We start from the raw sequence: 14,355 nt of genomic DNA, 5'->3' as shown, positions 1-14,355 counted from the left end.
GCAACGTTTGTTACTAATCTATTTATTTTACTTAGAATGCGTGAAACATGACTTATAAGTGATGAAAAAAATTTAAACACGAAATAGAATCATAATTCAAATTATAAAAAAGTACTATAGATGACGATATACAAATCTAAATTTGGTTACGAAACCATCATACTTTTAACCTTAATTCTAGTTTGTACTTTAGGGTTTATGATTTATAATAATGAACCCGTTGAGGCAATGTTAACAGTTGGAGGTGTCTTTGCGCTAGTATATACATTTTGTTTGTATATAAGTTTTAAAACCAAGTATACTATCGCCGATGAAGGCACATTAAAATTAACCTGCGGATTTTTATATTCTAAAACTTACGATATACAAAAAATTACATCTATATCTGAAAGCAATAATCTAATGTCGTCTCCGGCACCTTCTATAGACAGACTTGAACTTAGTTATGCTAAGTACGATTTAATTATTGTATCTCCTAAAGACCAAATAGGCTTTGCTAACTTATTGAAAAGTTTAAATCCCAATATTGTAAATAAATTAATTGGATAATATATTCACTCCTTTATATATTTTAAATTAAGTGCTTCACCTATTCACGAAAACTATGTTTTCTATAAAGAGTTCTAGATGATAAATTCAATAATCTAAAAACGAAACAAAACACAATTTTAATTAGATTGCATAAAAAAAACCTAAGACATCATTATTAAATGGTGCCTTAGGTCATTATAAAGGTTGTTATGCTTTTATTAGTAACATGAACCTACAGAACATATTGCTTATTAAAGTGTAACTATCTATTTACACATTACTTGTGTATAATCTTGATTACTTCTTTAAATCTACGAAATAATCGAAAATTTCTGGAACATTTCCGTTACCCATATCTGCAGCTACAGCAGCTTGAAGGTTAGAAGATGTTGCTTCAGCAATTGCAGAAGTTGATCCAAGATCATTCATCATTTGTACAAAGTATCCAAGATCTTTGTTCGCATTGTTAATAGAGAATCCTAAATCACTTACGTTATCTACAGCATAATTCTTACAGAATTTCATAAATGGAGAGTTAGAAGGACCTGCAGACATAATGTCGAACAATTGTTGTGTGTCTACACCTGCTAATTTTGCTGCTGCAAAAGCCTGAGACATTGCAACTACAGTTGTCATACCCATAAAGTTGTTGATGAGCTTAGTCGTATGACCAGCACCTAGAGCTCCTAAATAGAATACGTTTTCACCTTGTTCGTCTAAAACTGGTTTAACCTTCTCGAAAGTCTCTTTATTACCAGCAGCCATAATATTAAGTAATCCATCTTTTGCATGCGCTGGTGTGCGTCCTAGTGGAGCATCAATCATACCAGCACCTTTTTCAGCTAGATCTTTACCTATCTTTTTAGTAGATGCAGGAATAGATGTTCCAAAATCAATTAAAACAGCACCTTCTTTAATACCGGCTAAGATACCTTCTTCACCATAAACAATCTTTTCTACAACTGCAGAAGTAGTAAGACAGAACATAATGATGTCGCTTTTTTCAGCTAATTCTTTAGGTGTAGTAGCTTCGGTAGCATTACCGCGAGCGATAACCTTTGCAACTTCATCTTTATTAAGATCCATTACTGTTAGCTCGAAACCTCTCTTTTGAAGATTTTCAACCATGTTACCTCCCATAAGGCCAAGTCCGATAAATCCGATAGTGGGTTTTTTCATATTTAATTATTTAATTATTTAACTTTAAAATGTTAGCACAAAGATAGGCATCTGTTCGCATTTACAAAATTATTTCTAACTTTCAGTGATTCAAATACTTCAAAAAAACAAAATCCACTAATTTTAAATGTGTTAGTCTCTTATGAATTATAATCTGAAGAATTCATATAACCCATCTGTAGTTATTAAAACAACTTAAAATACTACTCCCACTCCCCTTTAATCACGATTTAAATACTACATCTCAGTAAAACAGAGTCAAATTAAATGCATAGTGTAACTATTAACTTAAATCAGTCCCATAACAACTAACACACTAATAATCTTATATTTAAAAACTATAAATACATATTAAGTTCGTGTAATTAGACGTTAAACCTTTCTTAATTATTTAAGATTTTAGCCATATTCTATGCTCTTCCAACATATAAACCCTAGTTTTGCCTTTTATTAAACATTAAAAATTTAGTATGAGTCAAGTAAAAGAGAATGATACAGTAAAAGTGCATTACACAGGTAAATTAAGCAACGGTCAAGTATTTGACAGCTCTTTAGAGCGTGAACCATTAGAAATTACTATTGGTCAAGGTATGTTAATTCCTGGTTTTGAAAATGCTATCATTGATATGAAAGTGAATGAGAAAAAAACAGTTGAAATAACTAAAGCGGACGCATACGGCGACATAAATGAAGCGTTATTCCATGAAGTAGCTAAAGAACAGTTACCTCCAGATGTTAAGCCAGAAGTTGGAATGGGATTAACCTCTAAAAGTGAAGATGGAAGAGAACACCAATTTAGAGTTGTAGATGTTAAAGATGATCATATTGTTGTAGATGGAAATCATCCACTTGCAGGTCAAGATTTAGTATTTGATTTGGAATTAGTGGAAATTAAATAAGAATTTCAATCCATATAAAACATTAAAATCCGAACACTAGTTCGGATTTTTTTTTATGAAATAGATTAGCTTTCATCCTACTCCAATACGTCTATATTCAAGACCTATTTTCTTTAAACATAGACACTTTATATATAAGAGTCTACCTGATTTAAAAATCTCAACTTTTATTTCAATATAAAATTCACTTTGGAGCACCTTTTGATAGACAGGTTTTTAGTATTGATTAGTAATAGAATTTAATTGTACCTTTGCAACCATATGCATATAAACAAACTCACAGACTGGTTACCAACAACTAACAAAGAAGTAAAGCTTCGTGGTTGGGAAGAACTTGACGTTATTTTATTTAGCGGAGACGCTTACGTGGATCATCCATCTTTTGGACCTGCCGTTATTGGTCGTATCTTAGAAAGTTACGGACTAAAAGTTGCTATTGTTCCGCAACCCAGTGTTAACGATAATTTACAGGACTTTACAAAACTTGGTACACCCAAATTATTTTTTGGAGTAACAGGTGGTTGTATGGACCCCATGGTTAGTAATTATACGGCAAGTAAAAAACGCCGAGATAAAGACGCCTATACTCCAAATGGAGACAAAGGGTTTAGACCAGATTATGCCACATCTGTATATTCTAACATCTTAAAAGAAAAGTTTCCTGATGTTCCCGTTCTAATTGGTGGTATTGAAGCATCCTTACGCCGTGTAACTCATTACGATTACTGGAGTGATAAATTGATGCCGAGTATTTTAGAAACCTCTAAAGCAGACATGCTCGTATACGGCATGGGCGAACAACCTTTAAGAGAAATTGTAGAATTATTACAAAAAGGAGTTCCGTTTTCTAGTTTAACCACTGTAAAACAAACTGCCTTTTTATTAAATGCTGATGAGCCTCTACCTAAAAACAAAAATTGGGAAGATGTCGAAATCCAGTCGCATGAAGTCTGTTTAAAAGACAAAAAGAAATTTGCTTCTAATTTTAAAGTTATCGAGCAAGAATCTAATAAGCTTAATGCGAATAGAATTTCTCAGAAAATAAACAATAAAACCTTAGTTATTAATCCACCTTTTCCAACTATGTTAGAAGAGGAGATTGATGCCTCTTTCGATTTACCATACACACGATTACCTCATCCAAAGTATAACAAGCGTGGACCCATTCCTGCGTTCGAAATGATTAAGTTTTCTATAAACATTCACCGTGGATGCTTTGGAGGCTGTAGTTTCTGTACCATTTCTGCACATCAAGGAAAATTTATTGCGAGTCGTAGCCAGGAATCTGTTTTAAAAGAAGTCGATAAGGTGGCTAATATGCCAGATTTTAAAGGCTATTTATCTGATATTGGCGGACCTTCTGCGAATATGTATAAGATGAAAGGAAAAGTACAATCTATTTGCGATAAATGTGTTGCGCCGTCTTGTATTTCGCCTGTAATCTGTAGTAATTTAGACACATCGCACAAGCCTTTAACCGAGTTATACCAAGCGGTAGATAAGCATCCTAAGATTAAGAAATCATTTATTGGAAGTGGTATTCGTCATGATATGTTAGTGCCTGAATTTAACAAAAATGCAGATCCTAAAGAATTAGACGATTATACTGAAGAAGTGATGACTAAGCATATTTCTGGGCGCTTAAAAGTTGCTCCAGAGCATACGTCTGATCCCGTTTTAAAACTGATGCGTAAACCGTCTTTTAAATATTTTCATAAGTTTAAAGAGCGTTTCGACAAAATCAATATTAAAAAAGATTTAAAACTTCAACTGATTCCTTATTTTATATCGAATCATCCAGCTTGCGAGGTTGAAGACATGGCAAATCTAGCTGCAGAAACCAAAGATATGGGCTTTCAGTTAGAGCAAGTGCAAGGGTTTACACCAACACCAATGACGGTTGCTACGGTTATTTATTATAGTGGATATCATCCGTATACGTTAAAGCCAACAAAAACACCTAAATCTAAAAAAGAGAAAGACGAACAACACCGTTTCTTCTTTTGGTACAGACAAGAAAATAAAGATTGGATTAAAAAGACTTTAAACAAAGTTGGAAGAACCGATTTGTTAGATGTGTTATTACCAGAAGCCAAAGACGGTAAAGCCTGGAAAAAAGTAAATCTTAAACCCGTTAAAAACACTTTCGATGATGCTGTTCCATCTAATAACGACAATCCAACTATTGGATCTCGTAGAAAAAAGAAACAATATTCTAGAAAGAAAAGACGTTAAAACGTTTAAATAGTTTTTAATTATTATATCATTTTTAGTAGGCTAAATATACTTAATTCTCATAATTTAAGATGTATTTAGCCTACATTTATTTATAGACTTATCTTAATTATGCCCTACTGATATTCGATAAACCGATCCAATTTTTTCTTATACTTTTATTACCTTTAAGTCTAGATTTTTAGTCGCACTACTCAGCACTTAGTAAGCATACACAATGGATTTAAACACAAACTTTACAACAGAAACCATTAACCTCAACCCAGACTACGAAGGTGAAGTTATTGCCGTATTAATAGCGTCTAAACTCAATACAAACAACAGAAAAAGTGTATTATATATTCATGGGTATGTCGATTATTTTTTTCATTCTCATTACGCCGAGCAGTTCAATGCAAATAACTTAGATTTTTATGCGTTAGATCTTCGTAAATATGGACGCTCACTCCTACCTCATCAGCATCCTAACTACTGTAAAAATTTAAAAGAATATTACGAAGAAATTTCATTCGCAATTCGTAAAATAAAAATAAGCAGTACTGGTGTATATTTACTCGCACATTCTACCGGAGGCTTAACCACGAGCTGTTACATGAACGAGGGAAAAGAAAGACACCATATTGATGGATTAATTCTAAATTCTCCATTTCTAGATTTCAATCAATCTAAAATCGAAAAATGTGCTAGTCTATTCGCTTCTAGAGTAATTTCAAAATATGCCAATTACGCTAAAATAAATGGTGTCCTCTCTCCTGCCTATGCCCAAAGTATACATAAAGACTATTATGGCGAATGGGATTTCAATTTAAATTGGAAACCTATAAAAGGGTTCCCTACTTATTTTAAATGGGTGGTTGCTATCGCAAATGCTCAAAAAAGTTTAGAACAATCTAATATTCAAGTTCCAGTATTAGTCATGTATTCGTCGGGTTCCCTAAAGACATCTAAATTCTCTAAAGCTGCCATGTCTAATGATATTGTATTAAATAATGACGATATTAAACGAGTCGGAAAAACTTTAGGTTCAGACGTGTCTCTCATGAAAATTGAAAACGCACAACACGATATTTTTTTATCACCTAAAGCGGTAAGAACCGAAGCCTTCAAGCGCATGTTTTCTTGGCTTTCTACACATTAACTGTAGCGCAAACCAAAGTTTATCTAGGCATTCTGGACTAAGTGGTTTTTGATTAAAACACAGAGCAGGTTCTGAAAAATCAGTGATAAACCCAATAAAAAATAAACTTTCATCGAAGACCTTTGGCATCGCTTTTGTTACTCAAAAGAAGATGTTTTGTATGCGACTAGAAAATCATTTAAAATAAATGTATCTTGGCGCGCAGAAAACTAAAATCTATTCAAACACAATTGCTTACACGTTTAATTAGATACGCCTAATTTAATAGTAAACCACATTAAATATATATGATAACAAAAGGAATTTTTAATAGTAAATTACTGTTTATTTTATCAATTATGCTATTCGTAGCTTGTAGTTCCGATAGCACAGATAATGAGAATACAAATACCGATGGTGACGAAATTACAGATGCTGATGGAGATGGAGATGAAACAGAAGAACCAGATATTACAGAAGAAAACATCTCGTGGAAAAATTGGTATTTATCTGTACCTATAGATTCTGGAAATGGAAAAGCAACATCCATACAACCTTCAGATATTATAAATGATAATCTATCGTCTAGCCAGTCTAAATATTTCTATAAAAACGATGACGGCTCGTATACACTTTGGACTAAATTTACAGGAATAACAACCTCTGGTGTATCTACTTTAGGCGATAAATATTGTAGAACAGAACTTAGAGAATATTGGAAAGGTAATCAAGATACCAACGATAATTGGTCTATGTCAACTGGCGTTCATATTTTAGAATCTACTATTAATGTTGATTATGTTGAAGGTAATGGCCGTACTATTGTGGCTCAAATCCACGGTAAATCTTCTGAAGGTATTCCGGGTGATCCTGCAACTGTTAAAATTAGATGGAATAGCGGAATGATACAAATAGACCACTACACCAAGCCTGATAATAACGAGGCGTGGACAAGTGCCTATGATGATAAAATTGATTTTGGACGAGTTGATAATGAAATTTTCACATTTAAAATGAAAGTTGAAAACGGAAAATTATATTGTGCGCTAGTCTGTGAAGCTAAAGATTTAGATATTGAATATACTGAAATATACGACTATGTTGGCAACGGTTATATTCATGAAAATTACTTTAAAACAGGTAACTATTTCGGTTGGCACGATGATTACGAAAAATCGGCTCAAGTCGTACTTCATAAAGTAGTCACAAGCCATGAATAAGGAACTTCACTAAGATTTACGAAGATTTAAATCATATCAAATTTGTAGACTACAATATTTACCGTATTAAAAAATGAACTCCGAAGTTTTTAATCGCATTAAAAATTTCGGAGTTTTTAGCTTACTTTTATTCTTGAGCACTCTAAAATTAGTACGTTTATAATACCGATTAACCCGACTACGAAATCAAGCTTATGACAATTAGAAAAGCGACCATTAACGACCTATATGCCATTGTAGATTTACTTGCAGATGATGAACTTGGACAAATAAGAGAACAGTTAAAAAATCCACTCCCAACATCTTACATTAAAGCGTTTGAAACTATTACTGAAGACGCACATCAAGAACTTATGGTAGTTGAAAATGAATCTTCAGAAATTATTGGAACTTTCCAACTGACATTTATTCAATACTTAAATTATAGTGGCGGATTAAGAGCACAAGTAGAAACTGTACAGATTAGAAAAGACCACAGAAGCTTAGGCATTGGAAAACGAATATTTGAATGGATTATACAACACGCCAAAGCACGTAACGCTATTATCCTTCAATTAACTTCGGATAAAAAAAGACCTAGAGCCATCAAATTTTACGAAGCCCTCGGTTTTACAGCCACACATGAAGGCATGAAAATGCACTTTTAATCGAGTAAGACCCATGATCTAAAATAGAAAAGGGTCAGAACAAAGAAAACTTCATTTTGACCCTTTTTAATTGGTATTAGAAGTGTTTATTTTTTAATTACTCGTTTATTAATAGATTGTGATGCTCCAGATAATCTAAAGATATATAAGCCAGAACTTAAATGGGAGATGTTTATAGCTCCATCTGTAATAGTGCGCTGCATAACCAATTTTCCTAATTGATCGTAAACTTGTAAAGTGTTATACATTTCTGCCCCGCTTATATTAACGATATCTGAAGTAGGATTAGGAGATAATGTAATATTAGTTACATCAGAAGTATTATCATCTATACTTAATGACGATTCGCCATAGATTCTAAATTCAGATAAACTAACCCAAGGTCCGTCGTAAACAGCAGCTCCTGTAACGGTTAATTTAATAAAGCGTCCATCTACAGCTGAAAATAAATCTACAATTGGATTTGCAGCATCACCAGGAGTTACATTTTCAGTTCTATCTACAATCTCGGTATAAGTGCCGTTTTCTGTATCAGACACAGCTATTGAATATTGATATGCTCTATCTGTATAACATACAACCTCGGATCGGTGTAAACTATACTGCTGACCTAAATCTATAATTGCAGTTTGTGGAAATCCAGAAACAGACCATCTTGTAGAAGTTGAACCATCAACCAAATTTTCTACCACGTTATCTGCATCATGAGTTCCTGTACCTGTTACGGGTTTATTGAGTGCTAAATTATCTCCCACTGGGTTACCAACAACATCTACTGTAATGGTGTCTGTAAAACCGCCTTCTACAGTGGTTGCTGTAACAGTAGCACTTCCTTCTGCAATACCCGTTAAAACGCCATTTTCATTTACTTCTACAACAGCTGTATTTGAAGACGTATAAGTTACAGATTTATTTGTTGCGTTTGCAGGAGTAATAGTTTTTGTTAATTGAAAAGGTCCGCCTATAGAAAGATTAACATGACTAGGTGTAAGTGTTACACCGCTTACTAAAACTTCATCGTGAACAACTGTAAAATCATAAACTAAAACTTCGCCATAATTTTCAGGATTATTAACATCATAACCCTCTTCTTTTGAATTACTTTGAGTATAGTTCCCAACTTTAAAGTAAGAATCTTCATAATTCAAATCCATCACATAATCGTTATCATTTTCAATATCTCTAATAAGGTATTGCGAAGCATCATTATTATTATAAGCCTCTAAAAGCTTACCATCTTCAGCATAATAACAATAGTGTTTACCATTAACTACCAAGAAAATAACTTCATGCTTAGTTCCTAAAACATAATCTTCTTTTATGGTTATGTTTTTTCTTAATTTACCTCCATTAAAAGATAAAAATAAATGAGATTCTTCTAGTCTCATTACCATAGAATCATCAATACCTGCTTCTTTATTTCCATGTATTTGCGAGGCTACTAACTCAGGTTTGTTTATAGGTAAATGAGTAATCGCTTGTTCTACATAGAGCATATGCGACCCTTCGGTAGTCCAATAAATATCTACACTGCCATCTGCTTCACGTTCTCGAAGCTCTGATCGTATATTATCTGAATTTGGTGTTGTACCATTATCTAATCGAATAGGCGTACGAAAAACGATAGCATCTTCTGTTTCATTAACAAAAAAGTATTCGTTATTAGGTTCATCGCATAATTGTTTTTCTTCTTGACCTGTAGGATATGTTATTTTCCATTGTAAACAATTATCCATTAAATCGGATGGAATTTTCTGTGCCCACAGTGGATTATTAAGGTTAAAAAGGATAATGAATGCTGTAAAAAATTGTAATAGTGTTTTGTAATTTATTATCATAAATATGTTTTATAGAATAGCGTTCTGTTAAAATTGGCACACCAATTATTTAAGTCCGAAAATATGAAAAAAAAAGAGCAATCTAAAGAATTGGTTAACCAATTTTGATTTAATATATAGATTCACAACAGACGTAAAATAAAAGCATACACAAACATAAAAAGCATATCTATTTATCTAGCAGAAATAGAAACTAAGGATAACTATAATGTCTTAGAATCGCTCTAGTTTTTCTAAGATTTCTATAAAATTTGGACGCCATTGCACCTCTGGCAAGAAACAATCTGAAATTAAACTTTCCCATGTCGTTCTCTTTTTAGAATCCATTTGCGTTTCAGGAACGAGATTTAAAAGATCTTCTATTAAACAGCCATATGCACGTACTTCTACACGCTCTATAGCATGAGCATCATTGGCATAAATATCGTAAAATGAAGCTGCCCCAAAATCTCCTAATAAACAATCGGCTGTATCGTTAACCAAAATATTGTGCGCATACAGATCGCCATGGTTTATACCTCTAGCATGTAATTGTGCACTTACCGAAGCTATATTTTTAGCTATTTTAAGTAATTCGTTGTCATTAAAAGTAGTATCCTCATCAAACACATCTCGAGTACAAGATGCCATACTCGGTGGGTTTCCTAAGTTTATATAAGAAGGAGCAATTAAACTCATAATTAAACCACTCTTATCTTCTGGATGATCTTTTAATTTTCCTAAAATCGGAATTAAACTGTCATGTGAACCCGCTGCTATAGAGGCCGACATTTCATCATCTGGTAATCCATCACTCGTAACATCGCCCTTAAAGATTTTAATTGCGACATCGTCTTGTTGCGAATGCCATTTGGCTTTAGAAATTAATCCAGATGCCCCCTCGCCTAGTAACGTTTCAATACTAAAGTCTTGCCAAGCGTATGAATCCAAATCTGTATCGATTTCTATGTCATGTGCTCCTGGGTTTCCTCCAAAAGCTACCCAAGATAATTTAGGCAAATTAAACAGCCATTGTGGAATTATTTTTAAGTTATTAGCAGAAATCCTTAATAGTTCTAAATTCTTGCAATTAGCCATTTCTTCAGGAAGTTCTGTAATTTGATTACCTGCTAAAGCACATTTTTGAAGCCACTTACAATCTCCAATACTTTTTGGTAAGGTCGTTATCTTATTATCGGTTAAAATCAACCAATTTAATTTTGGAGGAAACACATTTTCGGGAACGTTTGTAATCTGATTTGATTTAAACCCAACCATATTCAATTCTGGACATTTCGCTAAACCCTTAGGAAATGCTGTAAAATTATTGCGTGCAAAAAATATGATTCTTAACTTCTTAAGTTCAGTAATAGAATTTGGTATAGAAGATAAATGATTATCAGACAAGTCTAAAACTTCTAACGTATCTGCCAGTTCTAATATTTCTGCTGGAAAGGTTTTTAAACCACAGGCTAGTTTTAATGTTTTTAATCCGACTAATTGCCCTGATTTTAATTCTTCTAAAGTATGTAGCATTTTTGAAATATTAGGCTACAAACTTAACTATTCTTCACTTTAATTGAGAATTAAATTCGGTCATTTTCTACCAAATAATTCTAGCTTCTAAATATTATTTATCTTTAAAAATTCAATACGTCTTAATATCATGTCTAGATGATTTTTGACAATTTAAACTAAACACTCATTTATTTTTTTATATTTTGAATATGAATAAAGCAATACTATCTGCCGAAGGGCTAAACCAGATATTAAATACTGAAAATTTAATCATCTTAGACTGTACTTTAAAAAATCAACTTTTAAAACAACCTATAGAAATTCAAGATATTCAGATTAAGAATGCGCGTTTTTTTGATCTTAAATTTAAGTTTAGTGATCTAACCAATGAATTCCCTACAGCTTATCCTTCAAAATCTCAATTTGAAACAGAAGCGCAAGCATTAGGTATTAATACGAATAGTACTATTGTGGTTTATGATGCCAACGGTATTTATTCTAGTCCGCGGGTTTGGTGGCTGTTTAAATCTATGGGACACCAAGACGTTTATGTTTTAGATGGTGGTTTACCAGAATGGATTTCTAAAGGGTTTCCTACAGAAACAAAAACTGAAAGCAATTACCCAAAAGGAAATTTTAAAGCCAATTTAAATCCTGAAATCGTAAGAAGATTCGATGATGTCTTTAATAATCTAACCACTAAAAAAGAATTGGTTGTTGATGTGCGTTCTGCAGACCGCTTTAATGGCGTCGTTAAAGAACCTCGCGAAGGACTTAGAAGCGGACAAATTGATAATTCCATCAACATACCCTATACCAAGGTACTTAACAACGGGAAATTTGAAAGTGAAGCCAAGTTAATTGAACTATTTAAATCTTTAGAACAAGAAGACAAACCTCTTGTTTTTAGTTGTGGTTCGGGCATTACAGCATGTGTTATGTATTTGGCTTCCGAAGGCATATTAAAAAACAAAAAAGCGGTCTATGATGGTTCGTGGACCGAATGGGGTGATAAAGTTAAAGCTGATTAAAACAAATCGTTTTCCTTTTACAGAAACAAACATTTAAACATAATCAATATTATTTTTAATGGATATTTTAAAACAATTTACTAAAGTTATACTTTATAGTTTAGGTGTTTTAATACTTATCTCTGTATTCTTTGGTGACTTGGTACTCTTATTCGGATTACTTTTTGGCATTTTATTTTTATACTATTTTCTACTTTATCAGCTTATTAAATGGTGGTCTAAGAAAGATAACGATTGGTCTATTTATGTAATAAGTTTATTATTTGTTATTCCTTTGCTGTGGGGTATTATAGATTGGGAAAGTCTTTTTAATTTCTTGCTTCAATGGATACATCTAGATATGAGACATTAATTTAAAACGATGTTATAAACAAAAAAGAACAGTGTTTTACAACACTGTTCTTCTATACTTATCATTCCTTAAAAAAAAGTTTTAATTTTATTTCATCGTGATGATTTGTTCCATCAAATCATTTAAATCATCAGATTTTAAATCAGCTTGCAAATAAAACGGATGATAAATTTCTTTCTTCCTTTTAATATAAGCCGTTGTTAATCCTACTTTTTTAGCTCCAAATAAATCCCAATCGTGAGTAGCAACCATCACAATATCTTTAAGCTGTAAACCTTCTTTCGCTGCTACAGTGATATAGATATCCTTAAAAGGTTTGTACTTCTTAACATCGTCTACAGAATAATACGAGTCAAAATATTCAATAATACCTGCATTTGTTAATTGTTCCTTTATCATCTCTAAAGACGAATTAGAAACTGCAATAACCCGAATATTGTGTTCCCTAAGTTTTTTTACAGCGGGAATAACATCATTATAAGCTGGTAACTTTTTAAACGCTCCTAGAATTTCTGTTTTAACCTCGGAAGATAAATGTGTATTGGTTTCGAAAAACAAATTTTCTAAAGCCACATCGGCCAACTCTCCAAAATTTTTATACGTATCCATAGTTCCCATTACGGTAGAACTATGAAGTAATTTTGTAAACCAATATTTAAGCACAAAAACGTCATCGAAATGCTTATCAAATTCAGTTTTAAGAACACTTAAATTTAATAAGGTTTCGTTCATATCAAAGAATACTGCTTTTTTCATAAGGTTTATATTTGAAGATTAAATAGGCAAGCTTAAACGGTATTTCTATTTTGTAAAATCGGCTTTAGTTAAACCGTTATTAAATGTAATGTCTGTCCAATTTACTAAAACCCATGGATCTTCTGTAACTTCGGCATCCCAATTAGACGCTTTATATTTACGTTTTGTTGGCAGTAATATACCATCTACGTTCTCGTATTCTAACTGCATTAATAAAGGATCTGCTTTTCCGAAATCCATAACAGTAAATAAGAATTGATCTACTAGTTTAGTGTCTTGATTAATATACACCTGATAGATATCTTTTGGTTTTCCATTGGTAGACTCGAACGATACTTTTACAACATCGTATTTTACGCCTTCCACAGTTTGTTCTTTTACATACTCGTAAATTACACCTGGATCCATTAATTTAGGCATCATTGTAAACCAATAAAAGTTTGTAGGTCTATTAAAAGCAACACGTTTTAAATACACAGAATCTGTTAGCACTTTACCTTCATGCTTTAACCAATACTCGTTACCATCGTAACCTTGTTCTATAGTACCTTCTAACTCTGCAAGTGATCTTTCGTGTTTGGTGTACTTCCCGTAAGACAATTCGCCATTGAATATATATTTCTCTGTAGTAACATCTGTTTTACCATCTGGAGTTTGGTAGGTGTAGGTATAAACAACATCTTTTTTACTCATTAATTTACTGTAATCTCCAACTTTCTGAGTCATTTCGTAAATTAACTCATGTGCTTTATTTGTAAATTCTGGCGTTGTATCTACAACTTCCGTTACAGGCAAATCTGTCTTAACTTCTTTCTTGTCTTCTTTACATGAAGTTAAAGTAAAAATAGACATCATACTAATTGCTAAAATGTTTTTCATGTTGTTTTTTTTCTTTTGTTATTACAAATTTAATGTGATTAGTGGCTTTACAAACTATTTCCTTACATCTATTTTAAAAGGATTTCAAACCTTCAAAATTCAGTTGAAATTTTCAAGTGGTAACTTGAAAAACAATACATACTATTATATATGTTTGTATTAGAAACTAAACTA

Annotated in this window: 13 protein-coding genes; 8 read left to right on the top strand and 5 right to left on the bottom strand. The window is 32.5% G+C overall.

Features of this window, described 5'->3' with window-relative positions:
- Nucleotides 1-120 precede the first annotated feature (120 nt).
- Nucleotides 121-549, top strand: coding sequence for a PH domain-containing protein (locus tag BN863_RS06940; protein ID WP_038528994.1), 429 nt, complete (start codon nt 121-123; stop codon nt 547-549).
- A gap of 279 nt (nt 550-828) precedes the next feature.
- Here the strand turns inward: BN863_RS06940 and BN863_RS06935 are convergent, their stop codons facing one another.
- Nucleotides 829-1,710, bottom strand: a complete 882-nt coding sequence (locus BN863_RS06935; protein WP_038528992.1) for an NAD(P)-dependent oxidoreductase — start codon at nt 1,708-1,710, stop codon at nt 829-831.
- 470 nt (nt 1,711-2,180) lie between these two features.
- Between BN863_RS06935 and BN863_RS06930 the strand changes: the two genes are divergently transcribed.
- The 5 genes from BN863_RS06930 to BN863_RS06910 all read left to right on the top strand — a co-directional run bounded on the left by BN863_RS06930 (nt 2,181) and on the right by BN863_RS06910 (nt 7,828).
- Complete coding sequence (locus BN863_RS06930; protein WP_038528989.1) at nt 2,181-2,609, top strand: FKBP-type peptidyl-prolyl cis-trans isomerase; 429 nt, start codon at nt 2,181-2,183, stop codon at nt 2,607-2,609.
- 261 nt (nt 2,610-2,870) lie between these two features.
- Nucleotides 2,871-4,844: a YgiQ family radical SAM protein gene (locus BN863_RS06925; RefSeq protein ID WP_038528986.1), complete on the top strand. Its 1,974-nt coding sequence runs from the start codon at nt 2,871-2,873 to the stop codon at nt 4,842-4,844.
- 217 nt (nt 4,845-5,061) lie between these two features.
- Nucleotides 5,062-5,982 carry an alpha/beta hydrolase gene (locus tag BN863_RS06920; RefSeq protein ID WP_038528983.1) on the top strand — a complete coding sequence of 307 codons (921 nt, stop codon included), beginning with the start codon at nt 5,062-5,064 and terminating at the stop codon, nt 5,980-5,982.
- Between the two features lie 287 nt (nt 5,983-6,269).
- A complete protein-coding gene (locus tag BN863_RS06915; RefSeq protein WP_038528980.1) occupies nt 6,270-7,181 on the top strand; it encodes a polysaccharide lyase family 7 protein in 912 nt (303 codons plus the stop codon).
- Nucleotides 7,182-7,375: 194 nt separating this feature from the next.
- Nucleotides 7,376-7,828, top strand: a complete 453-nt coding sequence (locus tag BN863_RS06910; RefSeq protein WP_038528977.1) for a GNAT family N-acetyltransferase — start codon at nt 7,376-7,378, stop codon at nt 7,826-7,828.
- An 86-nt stretch (nt 7,829-7,914) separates the two neighbouring features.
- On the opposite strand, the gene BN863_RS18930 is transcribed toward BN863_RS06910, so the two are convergent.
- Nucleotides 7,915-9,666 carry a polysaccharide lyase family 7 protein gene (locus tag BN863_RS18930; protein WP_051774589.1) on the bottom strand — a complete coding sequence of 584 codons (1,752 nt, stop codon included), beginning with the start codon at nt 9,664-9,666 and terminating at the stop codon, nt 7,915-7,917.
- 213 nt (nt 9,667-9,879) lie between these two features.
- Nucleotides 9,880-11,181, bottom strand: a complete 1,302-nt coding sequence (locus BN863_RS06900) for a leucine-rich repeat-containing protein kinase family protein (protein ID WP_038528974.1) — start codon at nt 11,179-11,181, stop codon at nt 9,880-9,882.
- Nucleotides 11,182-11,372: 191 nt separating this feature from the next.
- Here BN863_RS06900 and BN863_RS06895 point away from each other — a divergent pair, with 191 nt between their 5' ends.
- Both BN863_RS06895 and BN863_RS06890 read left to right on the top strand, forming a co-directional pair.
- Nucleotides 11,373-12,194 (top strand): sulfurtransferase, encoded by an 822-nt coding sequence (locus BN863_RS06895; protein ID WP_038528971.1) that lies wholly within the window; start codon nt 11,373-11,375, stop codon nt 12,192-12,194.
- A gap of 58 nt (nt 12,195-12,252) precedes the next feature.
- The gene (locus BN863_RS06890) at nt 12,253-12,546 is read left to right on the top strand and encodes a hypothetical protein (protein WP_038528968.1); all 294 of its coding nucleotides are present in this window, start codon (nt 12,253-12,255) and stop codon (nt 12,544-12,546) included.
- A gap of 87 nt (nt 12,547-12,633) precedes the next feature.
- Here BN863_RS06890 and BN863_RS06885 read toward each other — a convergent pair whose 3' ends face one another.
- Both BN863_RS06885 and BN863_RS06880 read right to left on the bottom strand, forming a co-directional pair.
- Nucleotides 12,634-13,302, bottom strand: a complete 669-nt coding sequence (locus BN863_RS06885) for a haloacid dehalogenase type II (protein ID WP_038528965.1) — start codon at nt 13,300-13,302, stop codon at nt 12,634-12,636.
- A gap of 45 nt (nt 13,303-13,347) precedes the next feature.
- A complete protein-coding gene (locus tag BN863_RS06880; RefSeq protein ID WP_038528962.1) occupies nt 13,348-14,181 on the bottom strand; it encodes a DUF6503 family protein in 834 nt (277 codons plus the stop codon).
- Between the last annotated feature and the right edge of the window lie 174 nt (nt 14,182-14,355).

Source organism: Formosa agariphila KMM 3901 (assembly GCF_000723205.1).
Classification (GTDB): Bacteria; Bacteroidota; Bacteroidia; order Flavobacteriales; family Flavobacteriaceae; genus Formosa; species Formosa agariphila.
Note: the sequence above shows the minus strand (reverse complement) of the source record. Positions and strands in the feature narration are given on the sequence as shown.

Excerpts from the sequence above, each read along its gene's own strand:
- BN863_RS06930 (WP_038528989.1), top strand. The coding sequence starts at position 2,181 with ATGAGTCAAGTAAAAGAGAATGATACAGTAAAAGTGCATTACACAGGT.
- BN863_RS06895 (WP_038528971.1), top strand. The coding sequence starts at position 11,373 with ATGAATAAAGCAATACTATCTGCCGAAGGGCTAAACCAGATATTAAAT.
- BN863_RS06880 (WP_038528962.1), bottom strand. The coding sequence starts at position 14,181 with ATGAAAAACATTTTAGCAATTAGTATGATGTCTATTTTTACTTTAACT.
- BN863_RS06940 (WP_038528994.1), top strand. The coding sequence starts at position 121 with ATGACGATATACAAATCTAAATTTGGTTACGAAACCATCATACTTTTA.
- BN863_RS06900 (WP_038528974.1), bottom strand. The coding sequence starts at position 11,181 with ATGCTACATACTTTAGAAGAATTAAAATCAGGGCAATTAGTCGGATTA.
- BN863_RS06920 (WP_038528983.1), top strand. The coding sequence starts at position 5,062 with ATGGATTTAAACACAAACTTTACAACAGAAACCATTAACCTCAACCCA.
- BN863_RS06885 (WP_038528965.1), bottom strand. The coding sequence starts at position 13,302 with ATGAAAAAAGCAGTATTCTTTGATATGAACGAAACCTTATTAAATTTA.
- BN863_RS06925 (WP_038528986.1), top strand. The coding sequence starts at position 2,871 with ATGCATATAAACAAACTCACAGACTGGTTACCAACAACTAACAAAGAA.
- BN863_RS18930 (WP_051774589.1), bottom strand. The coding sequence starts at position 9,666 with ATGATAATAAATTACAAAACACTATTACAATTTTTTACAGCATTCATT.
- BN863_RS06910 (WP_038528977.1), top strand. The coding sequence starts at position 7,376 with ATGACAATTAGAAAAGCGACCATTAACGACCTATATGCCATTGTAGAT.
- BN863_RS06915 (WP_038528980.1), top strand. The coding sequence starts at position 6,270 with ATGATAACAAAAGGAATTTTTAATAGTAAATTACTGTTTATTTTATCA.
- BN863_RS06935 (WP_038528992.1), bottom strand. The coding sequence starts at position 1,710 with ATGAAAAAACCCACTATCGGATTTATCGGACTTGGCCTTATGGGAGGT.
- BN863_RS06890 (WP_038528968.1), top strand. The coding sequence starts at position 12,253 with ATGGATATTTTAAAACAATTTACTAAAGTTATACTTTATAGTTTAGGT.